General features: G+C 69.5%; 18 protein-coding genes and 1 pseudogene. 7 read left to right on the top strand and 12 right to left on the bottom strand.

Annotated features, from left to right (window positions below; translation table 11 throughout):
• Positions 1-147: 147 nt before the first annotated feature.
• On the top strand, positions 148-1191 hold the full coding sequence (locus ABZS64_RS19450) for a ParB/RepB/Spo0J family partition protein (RefSeq protein ID WP_355830746.1): 1044 nt from the start codon (positions 148-150) through the stop codon (positions 1189-1191).
• 111 nt (positions 1192-1302) lie between these two features.
• On the opposite strand, the gene ABZS64_RS19445 is transcribed toward ABZS64_RS19450, so the two are convergent.
• The 7 genes from ABZS64_RS19445 to ABZS64_RS19415 form a co-directional block, all read right to left on the bottom strand.
• Complete coding sequence (locus tag ABZS64_RS19445) at positions 1303-2016, bottom strand: response regulator transcription factor (RefSeq protein ID WP_355830743.1); 714 nt, start codon at positions 2014-2016, stop codon at positions 1303-1305.
• Between the two features lie 15 nt (positions 2017-2031).
• Positions 2032-2433 carry a GNAT family N-acetyltransferase gene (locus ABZS64_RS19440; RefSeq protein WP_355830740.1) on the bottom strand — a complete coding sequence of 134 codons (402 nt, stop codon included), beginning with the start codon at positions 2431-2433 and terminating at the stop codon, positions 2032-2034.
• A complete protein-coding gene (purB, locus tag ABZS64_RS19435; RefSeq protein WP_355830737.1) occupies positions 2430-3707 on the bottom strand; it encodes an adenylosuccinate lyase in 1278 nt (425 codons plus the stop codon). Before purB ends, ABZS64_RS19440 begins: the two co-directional genes overlap by 4 nt.
• 126 nt (positions 3708-3833) lie before the next feature.
• Positions 3834-5351, bottom strand: coding sequence for a glutamine synthetase family protein (locus ABZS64_RS19430; RefSeq protein WP_355830734.1), 1518 nt, complete (start codon positions 5349-5351; stop codon positions 3834-3836).
• A gap of 3 nt (positions 5352-5354) precedes the next feature.
• Positions 5355-6740 carry an amidase family protein gene (locus ABZS64_RS19425; RefSeq protein ID WP_355830731.1) on the bottom strand — a complete coding sequence of 462 codons (1386 nt, stop codon included), beginning with the start codon at positions 6738-6740 and terminating at the stop codon, positions 5355-5357.
• A 10-nt stretch (positions 6741-6750) separates the two neighbouring features.
• Entirely contained in the window at positions 6751-8670 is a 1920-nt protein-coding gene (locus ABZS64_RS19420) for a hypothetical protein (protein WP_355830729.1), read from the bottom strand.
• Complete coding sequence (locus ABZS64_RS19415; protein ID WP_355830726.1) at positions 8667-8996, bottom strand: 4Fe-4S dicluster-binding protein; 330 nt, start codon at positions 8994-8996, stop codon at positions 8667-8669. Before ABZS64_RS19415 ends, ABZS64_RS19420 begins: the two co-directional genes overlap by 4 nt.
• A gap of 254 nt (positions 8997-9250) precedes the next feature.
• Here ABZS64_RS19415 and ABZS64_RS19410 point away from each other — a divergent pair, with 254 nt between their 5' ends.
• Entirely contained in the window at positions 9251-10036 is a 786-nt protein-coding gene (locus ABZS64_RS19410; RefSeq protein WP_355830723.1) for a DUF3050 domain-containing protein, read from the top strand.
• A gap of 259 nt (positions 10037-10295) precedes the next feature.
• Positions 10296-10895, top strand: a pseudogene (locus ABZS64_RS19405) (sigma-70 family RNA polymerase sigma factor); the annotation flags it as partial.
• 125 nt (positions 10896-11020) lie between these two features.
• On the opposite strand, the gene ABZS64_RS19400 reads toward ABZS64_RS19405, so the two are convergent.
• The gene (locus ABZS64_RS19400) at positions 11021-12535 is read right to left on the bottom strand and encodes an FAD-dependent monooxygenase (protein WP_355830720.1); all 1515 of its coding nucleotides are present in this window, start codon (positions 12533-12535) and stop codon (positions 11021-11023) included.
• A gap of 241 nt (positions 12536-12776) precedes the next feature.
• Here ABZS64_RS19400 and ABZS64_RS19395 point away from each other — a divergent pair, with 241 nt between their 5' ends.
• The 3 genes from ABZS64_RS19395 to ABZS64_RS19385 are packed head-to-tail and all read left to right on the top strand — an operon-like array spanning position 12777 to position 14924.
• Positions 12777-13241, top strand: a complete 465-nt coding sequence (locus ABZS64_RS19395) for a VOC family protein (RefSeq protein ID WP_355830717.1) — start codon at positions 12777-12779, stop codon at positions 13239-13241.
• 32 nt (positions 13242-13273) lie between these two features.
• A complete protein-coding gene (locus ABZS64_RS19390; RefSeq protein WP_355830714.1) occupies positions 13274-14101 on the top strand; it encodes an NAD(P)H-binding protein in 828 nt (275 codons plus the stop codon).
• Positions 14102-14159: 58 nt separating this feature from the next.
• The gene (locus ABZS64_RS19385) at positions 14160-14924 is read left to right on the top strand and encodes a gamma-glutamyl-gamma-aminobutyrate hydrolase family protein (protein ID WP_355831006.1); all 765 of its coding nucleotides are present in this window, start codon (positions 14160-14162) and stop codon (positions 14922-14924) included.
• Between the two features lie 76 nt (positions 14925-15000).
• Here the strand turns inward: ABZS64_RS19385 and ABZS64_RS19380 are convergent, their stop codons facing one another.
• From ABZS64_RS19380 to ABZS64_RS19370, 3 genes are all read right to left on the bottom strand, one after another.
• On the bottom strand, positions 15001-15453 hold the full coding sequence (locus ABZS64_RS19380) for a carboxymuconolactone decarboxylase family protein (RefSeq protein ID WP_355830711.1): 453 nt from the start codon (positions 15451-15453) through the stop codon (positions 15001-15003).
• Positions 15454-15593: 140 nt separating this feature from the next.
• Positions 15594-16361 carry an SDR family oxidoreductase gene (locus ABZS64_RS19375; protein ID WP_355830708.1) on the bottom strand — a complete coding sequence of 256 codons (768 nt, stop codon included), beginning with the start codon at positions 16359-16361 and terminating at the stop codon, positions 15594-15596.
• Positions 16362-16436: 75 nt separating this feature from the next.
• Positions 16437-18614: an MMPL family transporter gene (locus tag ABZS64_RS19370; RefSeq protein ID WP_355830706.1), complete on the bottom strand. Its 2178-nt coding sequence runs from the start codon at positions 18612-18614 to the stop codon at positions 16437-16439.
• Positions 18615-18911: 297 nt separating this feature from the next.
• On the opposite strand from ABZS64_RS19370, the gene ABZS64_RS19365 reads away from it, so the two are divergent.
• The gene (locus ABZS64_RS19365; RefSeq protein ID WP_355830704.1) at positions 18912-19787 is read left to right on the top strand and encodes a sigma-70 family RNA polymerase sigma factor; all 876 of its coding nucleotides are present in this window, start codon (positions 18912-18914) and stop codon (positions 19785-19787) included.
• On the opposite strand, the gene ABZS64_RS19360 is transcribed toward ABZS64_RS19365, so the two are convergent.
• Positions 19784-20589 (bottom strand): alkaline phosphatase family protein (locus tag ABZS64_RS19360; RefSeq protein WP_355830701.1); only part of this gene is annotated, 806 nt, incomplete at its 5' end. The two genes, ABZS64_RS19365 and ABZS64_RS19360, sit on opposite strands and share 4 nt — an antisense overlap.

Genomic DNA, 20589 nt, shown 5'->3' with positions numbered 1-20589 from the left:
AGCTGTTGTGCCACTTCGGTCCAAGTCGCGGACTCTGGAACGGGGACGTATCAGGTGCTCGTCAGTGCGGCGTCAGCCCGTACAGGAAGGATCGTCTCTGTCGCAGTGGAACTCACTCACAGCCGATCGCGCCATTGAGGAGTCGCGGTGATTGCCCATCAGCTTGTGCGAGTGCACGAAGGCAGCAGTTCGGACTCCTTGCTCGCGTTGCGGGACAAGGCCTTGCACGACGCTCCCGTTGAACTGGTGCCGCTCGGAGACCTGCTGGTCTCCTACACCCCCCGAGTGGCGGGCGTCGACGGCGAATACGTCCTGGCACTGGCCGAGTTGGAGGCGGAGCTGCCGCCGATCCTCGTGCACCGCGCGACCATGACGGTCATCGATGGGCTGCACCGCCTGCGGGCCGCCGCGCTCAAGGGGCGTTCGCGGATACGGGTCCGCTTCTTCGACGGGGCCGAGGACGACGCGGCGCTTCTGTCGGTGGCCATGAACGTCGCCCAGGGGCGTCCGCTGTCCATGGCGGACCGTACGGCGGCCGCCGGGCTCATCTTCGCCTCACGACCGCACTGGTCGGACAGGGCCGTCGCGACCGTGGCCGGTCTGTCCGCGAAAAAGGTGTCGGAGATACGGCTGACGGCCGCGGGCATGCTCCAGTGCGACCGCCGGGTCGGCCTCGACGGCAGGGCCCGGCCACTCAACTCCGCGCACGGGCGCGAGCTCGCCGGCCGCCTCATCCGGGACGACCCCGACGCCTCGCTGCGGACCATCGCCAAAAAGGCGGGGATCTCCCCGGCCACGGTGGCGGATGTGCGGGACCGGCTGCTGCGTGGCGAGGACCCGGTTCCCCCCAGACAGCGAGGCATCACGGCAGTCGAGCGCGGGCCTCAGGGGCAGGCGCCGCGACCGGCGCAGCCCCGGGAGCCGGAGGCCAAGTCGCCCGGCGAACTGTTCATGATCTTCGACTCGCTGCGGCGGGATCCCTCGCTCCGCCTCAACGAGGTGGGACGCAACGTGCTGCGCATGCTGGACGCCTGCTCGCTGGTCGCCAAGGACCGGCAGACGATCATTGCGAACCTGCCTCCGCACTGCAAAGGGCAGATGTCGGAGCTGATGAACGGATACGCCGAACTCTGGCGCATGTTCGCCGACGAGCTGCAGGGATGCGAGGAACTCCAGGGGCGCTCCTGGTGACCGCCACCGGCTCCCGCTGACATTCCTGGGAGCCACCGCACAGACAAGCCCGCCGCCGGGAGCAGAACTCCCGGCGGCGGGCTGTGCGTTGCCGTGGAACGCCCGTCGGCGTCACCCGTTCCCGATCTTGAACCCCACTCCCCGGACCGTGGTGATCCAGCCGCTGTCGCCGAGCTTGCCGCGCAGACTGCTGACATGCGTGTCCAGGGTGCGCCGGGACCACGAGTCCCCCCACACCTGCTGCAGCAGCAGCCTGCGCGGCATGACGGTGTCCGGGTGGGAGGCCAGCAGATGCAGCAGGTCGAACTCCTTGCGAGTCAGGGCGACTTCACAGCCGTCCACGCTGACCTCGCGTGCGCCCGCATCGATGGACAGGCGGCCGTGCTCGATCTCCGCGGCGGCCGCCGGCTGCCACTGGGCGCGGCGTACGACGGCCTCGATACGGGCCATGAGTTCACGGAATCCGTAGGGCTTGACCACATAGTCGTCGGCGCCCGCCTGAAGGCTGAGCACACAGTCGAGCTCGGACTCCCGGGCGGTGACGATGATCACCGGGACACGGCTCATCGAACGGATCGCCCGGCAGACCTCCAGGCCGTCCAGATCCGGCAGTTCGAGGTCGAGCAGCACCAGATCGGCGTCCTCGTAAGCCTTCAGAGCCGCGCTGCCTCCCTTCACGCTGGCGGGGTGGTGCCCGTGCCGTCGCAGCCGGTTCACCAGCAGATCCGCTGTGTCGGCGTCGTTGTCCACCACCAGGATCCGCCGCCCGCCGCGGTCAGGCAGCTGATCAGGTATATGCGGCTCCAGAACCGTGTTCGACGACATCCCCCTCACGCCTCCCTACGGGTTGAGGACCCACGCGGAGTGGTGCGGGGCGAAACCAATGTGCGGGTAGTAATCGGTGGCGGCCGGTGCCGAAAGGAGCACGATCTTCGCGTCCGGTGCCTCCCGGCGCAGCGCCTCGATCAGCGCGCGGCCGATCCCGGAGCGCTGGTACTCGCCGGCGACCGCGATGTCCGAGAGATACGTGACATAGCTGAAGTCGGACACGGCGCGGGCGATGCCGATGAGTTCACCGTCCACGCGCGCGACCAGCACCAGGTTGGCGCGGCGCACCATCGCCGTGAAGCGGTCGCGGTCCTCGATCGGGCGGCGTTCGCCGAGACCCGAGGTGCGGTAGACCTCCAGGACCTCGTCGAGGTCCAGGTCGGCGCCGTCGACGCGTTCGATCTTCCAGGTCATGAAAGGGCCTCCAGACGGGTGCGGATCACATCGTGGTTCACAAGGAAGCGCTCCGGCCCGAGCCCGATTCCGGCGTCGATGCCTTCCCGGGCAAGTGTGTCACCGAGGTGTTCGCCGGAGGCGGCGGTACGGTTCGCGGCGGCCTGCACCGCCCGGTAGGCCTTCTCCCGCTCCACACCGTCCTGGAGCAGGTCGGCGAGGACGGCCGAGCTGTAGACGAGACCGTCCGTCTGCTCGATGTGCGCCCGCATCCGGTCCGGGAAGACGGTGAGCGACTGGAGCAGCTCGGCCGCCATGGTCGCCTGGTAGTGGCCGACGGACAGGCTGTCGGGCAGGATGACCCGCTCGACCGACTGGTGGGCCAGGTCGCGCTCGTGCCACAGCGCCACGTTCTCCAGTGCCGTCGTCGCGTATCCGCGCAGTAGCCGTGCCAGCCCGCACAGGCGCTCGCTCGTGGTCGGATTGCGCTTGTGGGGCATGGCGCTGGAGCCCTGGTAGGCGGCCGTGCGCTGTTCCTCCACCTCACGTACTTCGGTGCGTTGCAACAGCCGTAGTTCCAGGGCGATCTGCTCGACGCAGGCACCCAGCGTCGCGACAGCCTGTACCAGTTGGGCATGGCGGTCGCGGGCGACGACCTGGCTGGGAGCGGGCTCGATGCCCAATCCCAGTTCCTGGCAGACGTGCTGCTCGACGAACGGGTCGATCAGGGCATAGGTGCCCACCGAGCCGGAGACGGTGCCCACCGCGACGGCCTCACGCGCCGCCGCCAGCCGCACGAGCGAGCGGTCGACGGCGAAAGCGAAGCCGGCGAGCTTGTGTCCGAACGTGGTCGGCTCCGCGTGGATCCCGTGCGTGCGGCCCACGATCACCGTGTCCCAGTGCTCGAGCGCCCTGCCCACCAGGACCTTGCGCAGCCGCTGCCCGGCGCCGGTCAGCAGATCGGTCGCGCGGGCCAGGGTGTGGCCGAGGGATGTGTCCACCAGGTCGTAGCTCGTCATCCCGAGGTGGACCCAGCGGGCGGACTCGTCCGGCATGTCCTCGCAGTACGCCGCGAGGAACGAGAGGACCTCGTGGTCCCGCTCCTTCTCGATCTCGGCGACCCGTGCCGCAAGCGGCACCCGCGCGCGCCGCATGTCCTGGACCGCTTCGTCCGGCACTCGTCCGAGCTGCACTTGGGCCTCGGAGGCGAGGATCTCCACCCGGACCCATGTCTCGTAGCGGGACTGGTCCGAGAAGAGGTCCGCCATCTCGGGCAGTGTGTAGCGAGGAATCATGACGGCCTGCATCCCCTGAAGTCGTGGTGAACCGGCCTGCTGAACCGGCGTGCTGAGCTGGCGTGCCTGCTGGCGTGTTGAAGGTGGCGTCGTGAACTGGTCTCGTTGCCGGAGCTCGCCCGACGCTCAGTACGTCTCGAAGTACTCGCGCTGCTCCCATTCGGTGACCTCGCCGCCCGCGTGCTGCTCCTGCACGCACCACGCCTCGAACCGGGAGACCTCGCTCTCCTTCAGCTTGACCAGGCACTGTGCGAGCGGCTTGCCGAGCAGCTCGGCCGCCGGTCCGCCGCGGAAGGCGTCGAGGGCCTCGCGCAGGGACTGGGGCACGGTCTGGTCCGGGCTCGCGTCCTGGGTGCCGGGCGTGGCGGCCTGCTCCGGCTCCGGCGCGCCGATGATTCCGGTCAGGCCCGCGAACAGCTGTCCGGCGATGGTGAGATACGGGTTCGCGCACGGCTCGCCGACACGGTTCTCGATGTGTGCGGATGAACCGGTCCCCACCACCCGGAGCATGGCGCTGCGGTCCTCGAAGCTCCAGCCGATACGGGTCGGGGACAGGGAGAAGTCGGCGCTCAGGCGCCGGTAGCCGTTGACCGTGGGCACGGACAGGAGGCAGAAGTCGCGGGCGCGGGCGAGCAGGCCTTCGGCGTAGCCCTTTCCGCCGGGCGACATACCGCTGGAAAAGCCTTCGGCGCAGAACAGGTTGCGGCCGGTCCGCTCGTCGCGCACGGACTGGTTGAGATGCCAGCCGCTCGGGTCGAAGCTGTCGATGCGGGGCAGCGACATGAACGAGGCGTGGTATCCGCGCCGCGCGGTCCACTGCTTGGTGACGGTCCGGAACAGCAGCATCGCATCGGCCGTGTCCAGAGCGGTCATCGGGCTGAAAGTCGTCTCGACCTGTCCCGGCCCTGATTCGTGCTCCATGGACCGCAGCGGAAGACCGAGCGTGCCCAGGTGCAGGGCCAGCGGGTCGGTGACATGGGCGACGGAGTCGTACATGCCCTCGCCGTTGAACTGGTAGCCGGAGTTCAGCGGCTCCACCTGCGGCGCCGGTCCCTGCGTGCCGAAGCCGTTGCCGGTGTGTCCCGGGGGCCCGGAGAGGCGGCGGGTGAGGTACCACTCGACCTCCAGGCCCAGCACCGGGGTGAGGTCCCGCTCTGCATACTGGGCGAGGACGCGGCGCAGCACGTTCCTGGCGGAGAGCGGGTGCGGCGTGCCGTCGCGCAGGTACTCGTCGCCCAGGACCCATGCGGTGCGCGGTTCGCTTCCCGGCAGCACCTGGAACGTCGTCGGGTCGGGCACGAGGATGAAGTTGCCCGCGCCGGCGATCTCGTCGACGCCGATGCCGGGGTCGCCGAGGAAGTCCACGGCGACGGCGTGGCCGGTGTCGAAGACGAACGGGCCCGGGCTGAAGTTCATGCCGTTGCGCAGGACGGTACGGAAGGTCTGGGCGCTGAGCGTCTTGGAGCGGGCAATGCCGTGCGGGTCGCCGAAGACCAGACGGACGAGATCGACCTCGTCGAGGCCGGCTTCGATCTGCTCGGCCGCCGCGATCTGCTGGTCGTTCCAGAGGCCGAATTCCGTGGCGAACGAGGGACGCCCCACGCTGCCTTCTGCGTACAGAGGGGAGAACGAGCGGGAGTACATCGGCTACAGCATCCTTTCGGTGACGCGGACCGGCGGCGGGGCAAGTGCGCCGAGCTCCGCCTCGATGCGTTGAGCGGTGGACAGGACCAGGTCGTCCGCCCCTACGGGCCCCACCAGTTGCAGTCCCACCGGCAGCCCGGACCGGGTGAGCCCCGCCGGCATCGACAGGGCGGGCTGGCCGGTCATGTTGAACGGATACGAGGCGGGCGCCCAGGCCAGCCACAGCAGGTCACCGGGATCGGCGGCCCAGGTGGGGCCGATCGCCTCGGCGTCGAACGGCTCGACGGGAACCGTGGCCATCGCCAGCAGGTCGAAGCGGTCCATCACGGAACGCAGCGTGGTGCGCAGCGAGTGCCGCACCTCCTCGGCCCGCATCACCGTCGCGCCGCTGACGGTGCGGCCGTGCCGGACGACCGCCAGGCGGCCGAAGTCGATCCGCTCCTCGTCCTCGGGTGCGGTCGTGGCCGCCTCCGTCGCGGCGACGATGTCGACCAGGGCCGGGTAGATGTCGCGGCAGCGCACCTCGACCCGCTCCAGCTGGTGTCCCTGTTCGGCGAGAACGCTCCACGCCCTCTCGCTGACCCTGCGGACCTCTTCGGAGGTTCCCGCGTACTCGATCCAGCCAACCCTCAGCCTCCTCGCCTCCCGCGGCGCGTCCAGCGAACCGAGCCCCGAGTCCGGGTCGCTGCGGTCCGGACCCGCAAGCACCGCCGCGAGCTCCATGACGTCCGGGACGTTCATCGCGAGCGGCCCCAGGTGGGCGAGCCGCTCGGCGCCGGAGGGGACATAGGGAACGCGGCCGAACGAAGGCTTGTATCCCACGACGCCACAGAATGCGGCTGGAATCCGGATCGAGCCCGCTCCGTCGGTGCCCAGCGAGGCCGAGCACAGTCCCGCCGCCAGCGCGGCGGCGGCCCCTCCGCTGGATCCTCCGGCGGTACGCCGAAGGTTCCAGGGATTGCGGGTGGGGGGAGCCACTCGGCACACGGTGCTCGCGCTCCAGCCGTACTCCGACGTGGTCGTCTTTCCCACCACGACGGCGCCGGCCGCCCGCAGCCGGGCCACCGCGGGCGCATCGATGTCCGGACGCGGATTGTCCAGCAGGGACCCTCTGGTGGTGGGCAGGTGCTCCGTCTGGATCAGGTCCTTCACCGAGACGGTGACCCCCAGCAGGGGCATCTCCTGCCAGGCGGCCGGGCCGAGTTCACGGATACGGGCATCGGCCTTCTCCGCCGCCAGGAGGGCCTCGTCTCCCGCAACCGCGATGTAGGCCCCGACCTCCCGGTCCCTGTCATGGATGGCAGCCAGGACCGACTGGACGTGGTCGACGGCGGAGCTCTCTCCCTGCTGGAGCATTTGTCGTGTCCGGCTGATGCCGAGTGCGGTCATCTCGCTCTCCTCACGGTGCGCCGGCCTCGGCACCCGCGATGGTCGCCCAGTGCCAGGCGGAGTCGAACGAGGTGACCTCGATGTCCTCGCCGTCGGCGACCATGCGGGCCGCACTGCTCGTCGCCCGGGCGACGAAGGCCGACGTGCGGTGTGCGGCGAGCACGTCCTGCTCGTCGAAGGGCGGGCCCTCGCAGCGCAGCAGCCGCAGATCCATGAATCCGTTGAAGGCCCGGTCCAGCACGTCGACGGCCTGCGGGCTGCGGATGCTGAAGCGCACCCGGTTGGCGACGTGACCGTGATGGTGCTGGTCGGAGTAGAAGGCGATGTCCGGGATCGTGGGGGGTACGAAGTGGTCGCGAGCCGCCACCTCGGGGACCTTGGGGAGATTCCCGGCGATGAAGTGCCAGGAGTTGTACTGCATCCGGGACGACATCGCCCAGGCCGTGTCGGCGAGTTGGGCGGTGGAACCGGCGAAGTAGCGGCGCGCCTCGGGAAGCGGCACGACGCAGCAGAAGAAGTCGGTGATGCCCCACTGGGTGATCTCGGCCCAGTTCTGCTCGCCCAGTGCCTGGATCAGCCGGGGCAGTGAGCGGATTCCCCGGCTCATCGCGAAGTCGGCGTCGAAGGCCCGCGCCGACGCGGACACGGCCTCGTACACCAGGGATTCGAGTCCGGTGTCGAAGCCTCCGTGCGGGCGGATCAGCCAGCCCGGCGAGGTGTGAAGTTCCGTGCCGAGTTCGTCCAACGTGGCGCCCGTGAGCGGGAGATGCTCGCGCAGGTGGGCGCAGAGGACTTCCTCGCGCAGCCGCGCTCCTTCCCCGTACGGCGCTGCGACCCGCTCGATCTTGTGCATCAGGGCACCGTGAATCTCGCGGTAGAGCTGGACGCTCTTGGCGACATGCTGACGCCGCTCACGCAGGGCCCGGGCGAGGGCGTCGAGGTCCTCGACCCGCCCGGAGGCCGCTGGCGCAACCGTGTGCCCGCCCGGGGCGCTGTTGTAGTTGCACCGTGTCCGCTCCAGCAGCAGCGCGATGTGATCGAGGCTCAGCTGAGTGCCGTTGGCCTCCTCGATGCGCCCGAACCCCGCCGAGCGCACCAGCAGGGTGAGGCAGACGACCATCACCGCGTCGTTGTCCGACCACAGCTGGAGCGGCAGGCCCTGAAGGCTGCTCAGCGAGCAGTCCGGGTGCCCGGGCCACAGGGTCTTGCCCGTGACGGTGTTGCGGTCGCGGAAGTTCGTGTACTGCTTGTCCTCCTGGTAGAGGACGAACGGGGCGGTGCGCAGAGCAGCCTCCTTGAGCTGCTCAAGGAGTTCGTCGCGGCCGTCGGGGCCGGCCGAGGACAGCCAGGCGCGGCAGTCGGCCACCGACTGCGCGAGCCGGGCGGCCGAACCCTCCAGCTCACTCTGGTAGTCCAGCAGGTCCTTGCCCGACCACGGCACCCGCAGGGAGCCGCCGACGAGTTGCTCCCTGCTCGCCAGCGGCCCCTGGGAGGGAACGCGGACCACGATCCGGCCGCTGGTGGTCAGCGCGAGCTCGCCGAGGAAGACCCGCTCCTCACCGCGGTCGGTGGCCGGGAGAACGTGCTGCTCGTCGGTGCGCCAGGACATGCCGCACAGCACCTTGAGCGCGGCCTCGTCCGTGCTGCGCAGCGCGCGCAGCTGGATGTCCGCCGGTACATGGCCGCCGAGGGTCAGGAGCGTGTCCACCGCGGTGCGCAGATCCGGGGCCTGGACCGCCTGCTGCCAGGCGCGCTTGAGCAGTCCGGCGAAGCCCGCGTCCTCCTCGGACACGTGGTCCGGCTTGGGGGTGGCTCCCGCCGGCACGCCGAGACGGCTTGGCCTGCGGCTCTGGCGCTTCTTGGCAAGCACCGCGCGGCGGGACGGACCGCCTTCTGCGGGCGCGGCGTTGTGCCCGGCGGGGGCAGTCATGCCGCACCGCCGGCGGTCAACTCGATGTGGTTCCACATGTCGTCGTCGGTGGGGGTCCAGTCCTCGTCGACGTATATGCAGTCGACGGGGCATTCCAGGACGCACACGGGGCAGCCCGAGCACAGTTCGGGAATGATGACGACATCGAGACCGCGGTCGAATATGGCGCCGAACTCGGCGGGGCAGCTGCGAAGGCAGGTGTCGCACGTGATGCATTCCGACGTCTCGATACGGCGTGGCGGTTTCTTCCAGGATTCGCCGCGGGAGCGGGCGGCAATCCGCTCGTCCCGCCCGGGCCGCGCAGGCGGCGAAGCGTTCTCACTCACGGGAATTCACCCTTCTGGAACCAGATGCATCGATGGTGGCCGAATCTTCTCGATGGCTCCAGGAGCGGCTCTCGCGGCCCGGTGGAGTGCCGGAAACCGCCGACGGACCAGGACTGTTCCGCACTGTTCCGGACTGTTCAACTGCGGAAAGAACGCAGTCGAACACCGCGTCTCTTTACTGTTGCGGCGATCAGTGAACGGCATCCATAGTCTCCGCTGAAGGAGAAACATTCCTTAAACGGAGGAGGCTTTCAGTGTCACGTTACGACTGGGGCAAAGAGAATCCGGAGATCGGCAAGCTGCGTAAGGTGATTGACGACGCCCGCCTGGAGGTCATCAAGCACCCGATTTACACCCGGCTGAAGACGCTCCAGGACGTCAACACCTTCAACGAGACCCATGTATTCGCGGTGTGGGACTTCATGTCCCTGCTCAAGAACCTGCAGCGGAACCTGACCTGCGTCCAGGTGCCGTGGGTGCCGCAGGGCTCTTCGGAGAGCCGGCGCCTGATCAACGACATCGTCCTGGTCGAGGAGAGCGACGAGCTCGGTGACGGGTTCATCAGCCACTTCGAGCTCTACGTCAACGGCATGGAGGAGGCCGGGGCCGATGTGAAGCCGATCCATGACTTCCTGGACCGGATCCGGCGCGGTGAAGGTGTACGGGAGGCGCTGGTGAGCGCATCGGTACCGCAGGCGGCCGCCAACTTCGTGGCCGCCACCTGGGACTTCATCGAGAACTCTGCACTGCACTGCCAGGCGGCGGCGTTCGCGTTCGGCCGCGAGGACCTCATCCCCGAGATGTTCGACCAGGTCATCAAGATCGACGACCAGGGCGGCAGGCTGGCCACGTTCCGCGAGTACCTCGCGCGCCACATCGAGGTGGACGGCGAGCAGCACACCCCGATGGCCATGGCGATGGTCGCCGACCTGTGCGGCGACGACCAGGCCAAGTGGGACGAGTGCGCCGAGACCGTCGTGGCCGCGCTGAAGGCCCGGGTGGCGCTGTGGGACGGAATCCTGACCGAACTCGACAGCTGATCGAAGCCCGCTCGAGATTCGGTCCAGAGGCACGCCGCCGGACAGCATTCCGGTGGCGTGCCGGGCATTCTACGAAGGCACCCCGGAATTTCGGGTGCCGTGCAGCCGCTGGTCCATGGATGGGACAGCACCGGGTTTCCGGCCACGCAGAAAAATGCCCGCCGGTCCTTGCACGAATTCCGGCCACCTCCGAGGAGAAACAACCGGCCAAGCGCCGACCGGAACACTGAACGCCGAGGTATCTATCGTGATTTCGACCGTGTACGAGGGCGAATGGCTGGCCGCGCGGTTCGAGGAGAACCGGCCGCGGCTGCGTGCCATGGCCTACCGGATGCTCGGTTCACTCAGTGAGGCCGACGACGCGGTCCAGGAAGCCTGGCTGCGGCTCCACCGCTCGGACGTGGCCATGGTCGAGAACCTGAGCGGCTGGCTCACCACGGTCGTCGGCCGGGTGTGCCTGGACATGCTGCGTTCGCTCGCGGCCCGGCGCGAGGACTCGCTCGACGAGGTGGCCTGCGAGCCGCTCGTCAGCCTGGCCGAGCGCGCCGATCCCGAGCGCGAAGCGCTGCTCGGCGACTCGATCGGCCTGGCGCTGCTGGTGGTCCTGGACACCCTCGACCCCGCCGAGCGCCTGGCCTTCGTCCTGCACGACATGTTCGCCCTGCCCTTCGACGAGATCGCCCCCATGGTCGACCGCACCCCCGCAGCCGCCCGCCAGCTCGCCAGCCGGGCCCGGCGCCGGGTGGGAGGTACGGCCCCCGTTCGCGACCTGCCGCGCCAGCACCGGGCTGCCGGCGCTTTCCTCGCTGCCGCGCGCGGTGGCGAGTTCGACGCTCTGCTCTCCGTCCTGGACCCCGACAGTGCTCCTTCCCGGCTGCGGTAGGAGGACGTCACAGCCCTGCGGGCGCAGGACAAACACCGAGGCCGCGAACCCCGTTCGCGGCCTCGGTTCTTATCGTTCCGGGGAGGAACCCCGTCCCCGGCTCAGGATGCGGCCGTCACAGCCTCCGTATCCCGGGACTGCGCGCCCTCGCTCGCCGCACCGAACCAGCGCCGCAGGGCCTGCTCCAGGTCGCCGCCGTCGGGAGCGGCCCAGATGACGTGGCCGTCAGGCCGGACCAGCATCGAGTCCAACGCGGGCTGCCCGGTGGCTCCTTCGGCGGGGACCCAGGTGGCCGCGACGACGTCGACGCGGTCGGACCACGGGGCGGCGATCCGGCGCGCCTCACCCGAGGAACCGGCGTCGATGAGTACGCCACGGCCCTGGTGGAGCAGTTCCACGGCCTTGGTGCGGGTGCCGTCGGCGAGTTCCAGTACACGGTCGGGCCGCAGGCGCAGCCCGAGCAGCGGATTCCCCGATGCGCGCACGTCGTAACGGACTTCGAGCCCGCTGACCATCCCGGCCAGGGCGTGTGCCGCCTCCGGGATCTGCGCGAGCTCGCGCATGACGCTGCGCACCGGCTCCATCTCCTCCCCGGTCAGGTAGAGCTGCGACTGGGCGAGTGTGCTGCGCAGAAGTCGCTGCCCAACCGGGTGCCGCTCGGTGTGGTACGTGTCGAGCAGGCCCTCGGGGGCCCAGCCGTTCACGGTGGCGGCCAGCTTCCAGCCGAGGTTCACCGCGTCCTGGACGCCCACGCTCAGTCCCTGCGCACCGGCCGGGACGTGGATGTGGGTGGAGTCCCCGGACAGCAGCACCCGGCCGCGCCGGTACTCGGCGGCCTGGCGGGTGGTGTTGGTGAAGGCGCTGACCCAGCGGACGTCCGCGTGGTGGACGGACTGACCGGTCAGGCGCTGCCAGGAGTCGGCGACCTCGGTGAACGTCACCTCGCCGTTCTCCCGCGGGGGCTGTCCGTCGGGGTGGATGATGATCCGGTCCACGCCCTCCTCGAGCCGGATCGCCATCACCATGCCGCCCGGCACCCGTTCACCGACGGGCCGCGGGCGGATGTCGCAGCCGGCGATGTCCGCGACGTACATGCCCCGGGTGGCGGGAATGCCCGGGAAGTCGATGCCGGCCAGCTTGCGCACCCTGCTGCGCCCGCCGTCGCAGCCGACGAGGAACTGAGCCGTACGCTCGCTGCGGCCCTCGGGCCCCTCGGTCACGACGACGATGCCGTCGGCATTCTCGCGGTAGTCGACGACCTCGTACCCGCGCTCCACCGATGCGCCGAGGTCCGTGACCCAGGCTTCCAGCATCGCCTCGATGCGGTACTGGGGGACCCCGCGTATGCCGAAGTGGATGTCGTCGAGCTTGTCGAAGTCGACGCGCACACCACCGAAATGTCCTTGGTTGCCGATTTCGATCTCGCCCAAGCGCTCCAGCAGACCGCGCTGGTCGAACACTTCGTACGCGCGCCGCGTGAAGCCGACACCACGCGATTCCCCGCTGGGAGCGGCTCGCTGTTCGCAGACGACGACATCCACTCCCCAGAGCCGGAGTTCACCGGCAAGCATCAGTCCGACTGGCCCGGCACCGGCAATGATGACACCAGTTCCCATTTCTTTGTCCTCCCGGCTGAGATAGATAACTCCAAGAGTGACGGCGATCATGCCGTGGAGCAACCAGCCGAATAATCAGCGGTGTTCAACTGAGCCTTTTCCGCAGTTGAACACAGCGAGGCCCCGGTTACGGTCATGTGCGGGAATTGCATTGCCTGTACGCGTTCCCGAAGGCGGCACCCTGCCGGAATACTTCTCACACAGCCGACCAGTACATCAGCCTGAAAAAGGAGCAGCCACGATGCCTGCCGTTCCCCCGCAGAAGCTCACCACGTTCTGGGCGTTCGAGAACGACGCCGAGGAGGCAGTGACGTTCTACACGTCGGTGTTCGAGGACTCCGAGGTGCTCCACACCATTCGTGCCCGCGCCGATGAGCCCGGCTGGATCGAGGGGACCCTGCAGCACGCCATCTTCTCGCTCGGCGGCCAGCAGTTCATGTGCATCAACATACCGCCGGCCGGCGCCCGTGGTCACGATCACGCTCCGTGGGACACCTACCGCTTCTCCCCCGCGACGGCGACCTACGTCCAGTGCGACAGCGACAGCGAGTTCGACCGGCTCTTCACCGCCCTGTCCGAGAAGGGCGAAGTCGTCATGCCGGTGGGCTCCTACGGCTTCAGCGCCAAATTCTCCCTGGTGGAGGACCGGTTCGGGATCTCCTGGCGGCTCAACCTGTCCGCGCCCGAGACAGCCGGCCGTCCGTAGCACCGGATATCCACCGACCCGGGAGAGACCGCATGATCCTTGTAACGGGAGCAACCGGCCACGTGGGCAGGCACATCGTGAGCGGGCTGCTGGCAGCGGGCGAAAAGGTGCGGGCCCTGAGCCGCACCCCCGGCACACACCCCTGGCCGCCCGAGGTGGAGGTCCTGCCCGGCGACCTGAAGGAGCCCGGGACGCTGGTGTCCGCGCTCGGCGGCGTCGAGAGCATGTACCTCTTCCCCGTGTTCGGCGCGGTCGGCGGCGCGGTCGAAGCAGCGCGGCAGGCCGGGGTCAGGCACGTGGTCATGCTGTCCTCGCAGGCCGTCGAGTACTCCGCCGGGGAACCGCACCGGGAGTGCGAGGAGGCCGTGGCAGGCTCCGGGCTGTCCTGGACCTTTGTCCGCACCGGCGCCCTCATGGTCAACGACCTTCACTGGGCTGGGCAGTTCGCCCGTGACGGGGTGGTGCGCGGCGCGTACGGCAGGGCCGCCATGGCCCCCATCGACGAACGCGACATCGCCGCGGTCGTCGTGAGCGCCCTGCTCACCCCGCGGTCCGGCACGGTGCACACGGTCACCGGGCCGCAGTCGCTGACCCAGGTCGATCGCGTACGGATCGCCGGCCAGGCCCTCGGCCTTACCGCGCGGTTCGAGGAGCTGCCCCGCGAACACGTACGGCAGCAGATGACCGCCCATATGCCCGCCGCCGTAGTGGACGAGCTGCTCGACCACCGGGCCTCGCTGGTGGGCACCACCGCCGAGGTGCTGCCCACGGTCGAGCAGGTCACCGGGCGCGCGCCCTACACCTACGCCGAATGGCTCGCCTACCACGAGGCGGACTTCCGCCCGCCGGGCGGGCGTTGAACCTCGATTCCCCGCCGGGCACCGAACTCAATTCCCCGAGCACTGTGAGGCGTTGACTGTGGATTCCTTTCCGTACGACAGCGCGGGCGCCCCGGACGGCGCCCGCCGGCCCGTGATCGGCATCAGTGCCGCCACGACAACGATCAAGGTCGCCATCTTCGACATGGAGGCGACCTTCACCCCGCAGCAGTTCATCGACCGCGTCGCCGCCGCGGGCTGTGTACCCGTACTGCTGCCGCCGCTGCCCGGAGTGGAGGCGGCCGTCCCCGGCCTCGACGGTCTGCTGCTGCTGGCGGGCCCCGACGTGGACCCCGCGTCGTACTCGGCGCCGCGGCACGAGAAGACCTTCCCCATCGACCCGCGGCGGGACGCCGCCGAGCTGGCGCTGCTCGATGCGGCGCTCGGCTCGGGAGTGCCGTTCCTCGGTATCTGCCGCGGCCTGCAGCTGCTCAATGTGCTGCGCGGCGGCACTTTGCACCAGCATCTGCCCGACATCGTCGGACACAACAGCCACTCCCCCGGGCTCAGGGACTACGGGCAGCAGCCGGTGCGCCTGGAGCCGGGCAGCCGTATCGCCAAGATCCTGGACGGCGAGCGGGCCACCGTGCCCTGCCACCACCACCAGGTGATCGACCGGCTCGGCGAGGGCCTCACCATCACCGCCTGGTCCGAGAACGACGAAACGGTCGAGGCCGTGGAGATTGCCGACCACCCCTTCGCCGTCGCCGTGCAGTGGCACGCCGAGGAGAGCGACGACGACGGCCCCTTCCTGGCACTGGCCGAGGCCGCCCGGCACGCGGCACACACCCGCGACAGGCCCTAGCACCGAGCGGACGGGCACAGCAAAGCGGCCCGGACACTACCCCCTCGCGGGGTTGTCCGGGCCGCTTCGGTACTGCTCAGCCCCAGGCGCCGGCCACCTGCTTGGTGGTGGCGTTGAGGCGGTTGAAGAAGTTGGTCACCGCGACCATGAGGATCAGAGCCGCGAGCCCCTTCTCGTCATAGTGGTCGGCGGCCTCGTCCCAGATGTCGTCCGGCACCGGGTCGGTGCGGTCGGCCAGCCGGGTCGCGGCCTCGGCGAGCGCAAGGGCGGCCCGCTCGGCGTCGGTGAAGAGGGGCGACTCGCGCCAGGCCGCCACCGCGAAGAGCCGCTCGTCGCTCTCGCCGGCCTTCTTGGCGCTCTTGGCTCCCGAGTCGACACACGCACTGCAGCCGTTGATCTGGCTCGCGCGCAGATGCACCAGCTCCAGCGTCTTCTGCTCCACCCCGCCTGCGTAGACGGACTTGTACAGCGCCTGGATGGGCTGCGTGGCGTCGAGGACCATCGCCGGGTTCTTCATCCGTGCTTCCATAATTCTCTCCTCCAGAGGTCTTTCAGGTCGTGCACGTGGGTCACTGCTATGACGGATCGCGGCACAGGAATGTGACGGGACAGGCCCCATGGGAATCGGCCAACCTGAGGTGGCGGCAGCGGCCGGAACGGCTCGCGGGGTCAGCGCAGCCGGGCGGCCAGGAACTCCTCCCAGGTCCTGCGGCCCGCGGCAGGCCCGGCCGGCTTGTCGGGGACCAGCAGTCCACCGGCCCTGATCGGTCCTGTGCCCGGCATCCGGACCGGCAGGACCTTCCGGCGCCGGTGTGTCGCCCGCAGATAGCCCTGGATCAGCTCGGCCGCACTGGACACCTTCGGGCCGCCCATGTCGGGCACGCGGCCGGACGGCCGGCCGAGGGCCAGGTCCACGAGTCTGGCCGCCACCTCGTCGGCGTCGACGGGCTGCACCAGGAAGCCGGACGGAACCGGCACCACAGGCAGCTTCGCCGCCTTCTGGGCGCCGGTCAGGATCAGGTCGTAGAACTGGGTGGCACGCAGCGTCGTCCACGGCAGCTTCGAGCCGGCCACGATCTGTTCCGAGGCGAGCTTCGAGCGGAAGTAGCCGAACGAGAGAGAGTCGACGCCGACGATCGAGATGTACACCAGATGCGGCGGCCGGTCCTGCGCCGAGGCCGCCCGCACAAGATTGCGGGTCGCCTCCGCGTCGCCCTTTTTATCGCTCGCCAGGTGCACGACGACCGCCGCCCCCTGGACGGCGGAGGTGATTCCCTCGTCCTTGGCCAGGTCGCCGGTGACGTACTCGACACCCGCCCCCGGCGCACGGCTGCGCCGGCTGAGCACCCGTACCTCACAGCCCGCGGCCCGCAGCCGCCCGACGACGAGCCGTCCGAGTGTTCCGGTACCGCCGGTGACCAGCAGGGGCGACGTCATGGCATCTCCTCTTTTACGGCCCGGGGCGCGGGACTTCACGTACGAAGTCCCGCGCCCGCCTTGGGTGGAATCCGGTCAGCTGCCGACAGGTGCCGGTTCTGCGTGCTCGGTGACCGGGAGGTGCGGCTCGGCCTCGGGACGGCCCGGGCGCCAGATGCGCGGGCCGATCTCCAGGGAGAGCGATGGGATCAGCAGGCTGCGGATCAGGAACGTGTCCAGGAGCACCCCGACCGCGACGAGCAGCCCCTGCTGCAGGGCCTGAACGGTCGGGATCGCCGCCAGCACACAGAACGTCGCGGCGAGCACGACACCGGCGGAGGTGATGACGCCTCCGGTCACCCGCAGACCGGTGAGGATGCCCTCGCGGTGCCCGCGCAGCTGAACCTCTTCGCGGGCGCGGGTCATCAGGAAGATCGTGTAGTCGACCCCGAGCGCGACCAGGAACAGGAAGCCGAACAGCAGCAGTCCTCGGTCGATGCGCGGGTAGTCCAGCGCGTGGAACAGCAGCGAGGCGGCTCCGACGGCCGAGGCGTAGGAGAGCACCACGGACACGAGCAGGACCAGCGGCGCGACCAGTGCGCGCAGCAGCACGATCAGCATGATCAGTACGACGCCGAGGATCAGTGGGATCAGCAGCATCTCCTCGTCACCTTGCGCGGTGGAGATGTCCAGGGCGACAGCGGTCTGGCCTCCGACCACCGCGTCCCGCGCCTGGCCCGGGCTCTTGTCCAGGGCTGTACGCATCCGCTTGACGGTGTCCCGGGCGGCCTGGGTGTCGGGCGATGCGCTCAACACCGTCGTGATGTGTGTCCAGCCGTCCTTGGACGCCACGGTGGCCGCCGACTCCACGCCGGACACGCCCTCGACGGCCTTGCGCGCCGCGTCAGCACCGCCGGCCGGGACATAGACGTCCGCGGGAGAGGACGACCCTGCCGGGAAGTGCTCGGCGAGCAGTTGCTGGCCCGCCACCGAGTCGACCGTGCTGGTGAACTGCTCGGCCTGGGTCTGCCCGGTCTGCACCGAGGTGGCGCCGAACGCGAGAGCCACCAGAACGACAGCGGTGCCGATCCAGATCGGGCGGGGCCTGCGCCCCACGGCGCCCGCAACACGCGCCCACACGGTGCGTCCCTGCTCGGCGCTCGTGTCATAGCCGGGCGTGTGGCGCGGGACGAACGGCCAGAACACCCAGCGGCCCAGGATGACCAGGAGCGCGGGCAGCAGGGACGTCATGGCGAGGAACACCACGGCGACACCGATTGCCACGACCGGGCCGAGACCGCGCGTGGAGTTCATGCTGCCGAACACCAGGCACAGCGTGGCGATGCCCACGGTCACGGCGGAGGCAGCGATCGCCGGCAGCGAGCGCTGCACGGCCACCACCATCGCCTCGTGCCGGTCCTCGTGACGGTGGAGCTCCTCGCGGTAGCGGGCGATCAGCAGCAGGGCATAGTCGGTGCCGACCCCGATCGCGAGGACCGCGAGGATATAGGCGCTCATTCCGTTGACCACGAGCCCCGCGTGCTTGGCCAGCAGATACACCACGCCGCTGGCCACCTGGCTGGCAAGTCCGACGGCCAGCAAGGGGATCAGCCACAGGACGGGGCTGCGGTAGGTGAGCAGCAGGAGCAGCGCGACGACGCCGAGCGCTGCGCCCAGCAGGGCGCCGTCCATGCCGGAGTAGACGTCGATGAAGTCGGCGATGTTGCCGGCCTCACCGGCGATCCTGACCTCAAGGCCGTCCGGCGCGCCGTCCTTGGTGAGTTTCTTCACCCCGTCCACGCCGTCACCCAGCACGCTGTTGTCGCTCGGTGAGGTCGCCAGCGGCACGCTGAGGAACGCGGCCTTGTTGTCCTTGGACACCAGGGTCTCGGAGACCGTGCCCGCAGCGCCCTTCTGCGCGAGGCGGCCCCGGTCACCGTTGATCTTGGCGAGGTCGGCCTCGGTGAGCCCGCTGCCGCGTGCGTAGACGATGACCGCGGTACTGCTGTCCTTGTCGGCGAAGTGGTCTTCAGCCAGTTTGACCGCCTGCGTCGACTGGGCGTTCGCGGGCAGCCAGGTCTCGGGGTCGTTGTCCTGGACGTCGCCGAGCTTGGCCGCCAGTGATCCGCCCACGCCCATGAGCAGCAGCCAGAGCACGAGGACGACCCACTTCGTACGTCGGCCGGCAACGAGCGAGGCGTATCGGCTGGAGAACGTGTTTGTGGGGGGCGGCTGCGCGATGGCCGGCTCAGGTGCTGGAAGGTGCGTCGTCATGAATGCTCGCTAAGGGTCAGGAGTCCTGTGCCCAGGGCTCGTTACGAACTCGCGGGGGGAAGGGACGAAGCGCGCCAGTCGTCTTACGCGGCCGCGAGCACTGCCGGCGATCAGTTGCTCGCTCCCGGCTGCTCCGCTCGGTCACGTCCGGATCGGTGCGAACCGATCGGAAGGGGCCAGTTCTCGTCACATCGGCTGGGTTTCGTTCGTCACTTCTATGACGGACCGCGGCCGGGAGTTGTGACCGTGGACGCGTTCGTCACTTCTATGACGGACCGCGACGGAGGAATGTGACCGATGAATGAGGGCGAATGGCTGGCCGCGCGGTTCGAGCAGAACCGGCCGCGGCTGCAGGCGGTGGCCTACCGGATGCTCGGTTCACGCAATGAGGCCGACGACGCTGTCCAGGAGGCCTGGCTGCGGCTCCACCGCACCGACCCCGACACGGTCGAGAACCTGAGCGGCTGGCTCACCACCGTCGTCGGACGGGTGTGTCTGGACATGCTGCGCTCACGCACCTCACGGCGCGAGGACCTGCTCGACGAACCGCCACCCGCCTCGGTCACCGATCAGCGCCACGTGGTCGATCCGGAGCAGGAGGTCCTGCTCGCGGACTCGGTCGGCCTGGCGCTGCTGGTGGTCCTGGACACCCTGGACCCCTCGGAACGGCTGGCGTTCGTCCTGCACGACATGTTCGCCCTGCCCTTCGACGAGATCGCCCCCATCGTCGACCGCACCCCCGCGGCCGCCCGCCAGCTCGCCAGCCGAGCCCGGCGCCGGGTACGCGGCGCGGCTCCGCTGGCGGAGCCCGACGTGTCCCGCCAGCGGCAGGTCGTCGACGCCTTCCTCGCGGCCGCACGCGGCGGCGAGTTCGAGGCGCTGCTCACTGTCCTGGACCCGGACGTCGTCCTGCGCGCCGACACCGCAGCCGTACGCGCCGGTGCCACGGGCCTGGTGCGCGGCGCGTCCGCAGTGGCCGGTACCTTCTCCGGCCGCGCCCAGCTTGCCCAGACAGCGCTCGTCAACGGCGCCGTGGGCGCGGTGTGGGCGCCCCGCGGCCGGCCACTGGTTGTCTTCGGATTCACCATCACCGACGGAAGGATCACCGCCATCGACCTGGTGGCGGAGCCGGAGCGGCTGCGTCAGCTCGACCTGGCGTTCCTCAACGACTAGTCGTTGCCCGGCAGTCCGGCGAGTTGCAGCAGCAGGGCTTTGACGTCGGTGGCTTTCACGGGGCTGGTGACGGCGTGGGGGGTGGAGCAGAGGATGAGCGGTCCTTCGTCGTCGCTCGCGGGCAGGCGGCCGTGGCTGCCGCGAATGGGTGAGGGATCGAGCGGCACGACTGCGAGGCGGTAGCGCATGCCGAGCTTCTTGCGTGCGATCGCCTTGGCTGCTTTGAGGCGCACGTAGGGGTCTTGGGGGTCCATGAACAGCTCGGCGGGGTCGTAGCCGGGTTTGCGGTGGATCTCGACGAGCTGCGCGAAGTCGGGGGCGTGGGTGTCGTCGAGCCAGTAGTAGTACGTGAACCATGCATCGGGTTCGGCGACGGCGACGAGTTCGCCGGAGCGGGGATGATCCAGACCGTTGGCCTTTTTGCCTTCGTCGTTGAGGAGTTGGTCGATGCCGGGCAGATCGGTGAGGGCTTGACGGGTGGCGTCGAGGTCTTCGGGGCGGCGGATGTAGATGTGGGCGAGCTGGTGGTCGGCGACGGCGAAGGCACGGGAGGTCATCGGGTCGAGGTATTCCATGCCGTCCTGGGTGTGGACCTCGAGGAGGCCGGCGCGGCGCAGGGCGCGGTTGATGTCGACGGGGCGGCTGACGGGGGTGATGCCGTACTCGGACAGGGCCACTACGGTGCGGCCCTCCTGTTTGGCGTCGTGGAGGAGGGGGGCGAGGGCGGCATCCAGGTCGGTGGCGGCCTGGTGCGAGCGGGGGTCGTCGGGTCCGAAGCGCTGCAGGTCGTAGTCGAGGTGGG

The organism is Streptomyces sp. NPDC005408 (assembly GCF_040606445.1).
GTDB lineage: Bacteria > Actinomycetota > Actinomycetes > Streptomycetales > Streptomycetaceae > Streptomyces.
Note: the sequence above shows the minus strand (reverse complement) of the source record. Positions and strands in the feature narration are given on the sequence as shown.